The 2,058-nt window shown below is 61.2% G+C and carries 1 protein-coding gene and 1 pseudogene; both read left to right on the plus strand.

Going from position 1 to position 2,058, the window contains the following annotated elements; genetic code table 11:
- Positions 1-181: pseudogene (locus D6877_RS29640) on the plus strand (hypothetical protein); the annotation flags it as partial.
- 69 nt (positions 182-250) lie between these two features.
- Entirely contained in the window at positions 251-1,864 is a 1,614-nt protein-coding gene (locus D6877_RS19945) for an inorganic phosphate transporter (protein ID WP_130911868.1), read from the plus strand.
- The last annotated feature ends 194 nt before the right edge of the window (positions 1,865-2,058 follow it).

The raw sequence follows: 2,058 nt of genomic DNA on the forward strand, positions 1-2,058 counted from the left end.
TGAGCGCAAATCCCACACACAAGACAATCGTCTCTGTGGGAGCGAGCCTGCTCGCGAAGTCGGTGTGTCAGATAAATCAATGTTGAATGACATGGCGCTTTCGCGAGCAGGCTCGCTCCCACAGGTTTCTTTTTCAGCCTTCAGATCAGCGGCGGGCTTGAACGCCCAAACACTGACCTGACGCAGTCTCTCTGTAACATTCTGCAACGATCATGGGCGACATTCCTTTCCTCGCTCAGGATTGTCCGCCATGGCTACGCCCTCACTGACCGCCAGCCCCGCATCCGCCGCCAGCGGCAGACCGGCGCTCGACAAGAAACCCGGTCCGTTTGCCTACGTGATCTTTTTCGCCGTGCTGGCCATGGGCATGTTGTTCACCGCCTACAGCCTGATGCACGACATGCACGAGCTCGGCACGGTGGTCACCACCTGGACGCCGTTTCTGCTGCTCGGCGTGGCACTGTTGATTGCGTTGGGTTTCGAGTTCGTCAACGGTTTCCACGACACCGCCAACGCCGTGGCGACGGTGATCTACACCCACTCGCTGCCGCCGAATGTCGCGGTGGTCTGGTCGGGGTTCTTCAATTTCCTCGGTGTGCTGCTGTCCAGCGGTGCGGTGGCGTTCGGCATCATCGCGCTGTTGCCGGTGGAGCTGATTCTGCAGGTCGGTTCGTCTGCCGGGTTTGCGATGATCTTCGCCCTGTTGATCGCGGCGATTCTGTGGAACCTCGGCACTTGGTGGCTGGGGTTGCCGGCGTCGTCTTCGCATACTCTGATCGGCTCGATCATCGGCGTCGGCGTGGCCAATGCCCTCATGCATGGCCGCGATGGCACCAGCGGTGTCGACTGGGCGCAGGCAACCAAGATCGGTTATGCGCTGCTGCTGTCACCGCTGGTGGGCTTCGGTTGCGCGGCGCTGTTGCTGCTGGCGTTGCGCGCGTTCGTCAAAAACCGTGCGCTGTACAAGGCGCCCGAAGGCAACGCCCCGCCGCCGTGGTGGATTCGCGGTTTGCTGATTGCCACCTGCACCGGTGTGTCATTCGCTCACGGCTCCAACGACGGCCAGAAAGGCATGGGCCTGATCATGCTGATTCTGGTCGGCACACTGCCGATGGCCTATGCACTGAACCGCACCATGCCGGAAGAACAATCGCTGCAATTCGCCGCCGTGGCCCAAGTCACCCAGCAAGCGCTGGTGAAAAACGCGCCACTGCAGGCACCGGCCGATCCGCGTCCGATTCTTTCGGACTACATGCGCAGCAAGGAACCGACGCCGCAACTGATCCCCGCCCTCGCCGCCCTGACCGGACACATCGGCGAGGAAGTCAGAGGCTACGGCTCGCTGGCAAAAGTCCCTGCCGAAGCCATGGGCAACGTGCGCAACGACATGTATCTGGCCAGCGAAAGCATTCGCCTGATGGAGAAGAACAAGGTCGGCAATTTCGATGCCGACACCAGCAGCAAACTGCAGCTGTTCAAACAGCAGATCGACAACGCCACGCGGTTCATTCCGCTATGGGTGAAAATCGCCGTGGCCATCGCGTTGGGACTCGGCACCATGGTCGGCTGGAAGCGCATCGTCGTGACCGTCGGCGAGAAGATCGGCAAGACTCACCTGACCTACGCCCAGGGCGCCTCGGCGGAAACCGTGGCGATGCTGACCATCGGCGCGGCGGACATGTTCGGTTTGCCGGTGTCGACCACCCATGTGCTGTCATCGGGCGTGGCCGGGACCATGGTTGCCAATGGCGCCGGATTGCAGATGCGCACAATCCGCAATCTGCTCATGGCCTGGGTGTTGACCCTGCCAGCGGCCATCCTGCTGTCGGGCAGCCTTTACTGGCTGTTCACCCAAATCTTCTGACCCTGTGCAAATCTCTGTGGGAGCGAGCCTGCTCGCGAAAGCGCTGGGTCAGACAACTCTGCATGACTGACACGCCCTCTTCGCGAGCAGGCTCGCTCCCACAGTTCGGTCGAAGGTGATCTGTCAAAGCGTCGAACGAACGACATCGCCGAGCCAATCCATAAACACCCGCACCCGCAGCGGCAAATGCCGTT

It is taken from the genome of Pseudomonas sp. Sample_9 (assembly GCF_004307535.1).
GTDB lineage: Bacteria > Pseudomonadota > Gammaproteobacteria > Pseudomonadales > Pseudomonadaceae > Aquipseudomonas > Aquipseudomonas mercuritolerans.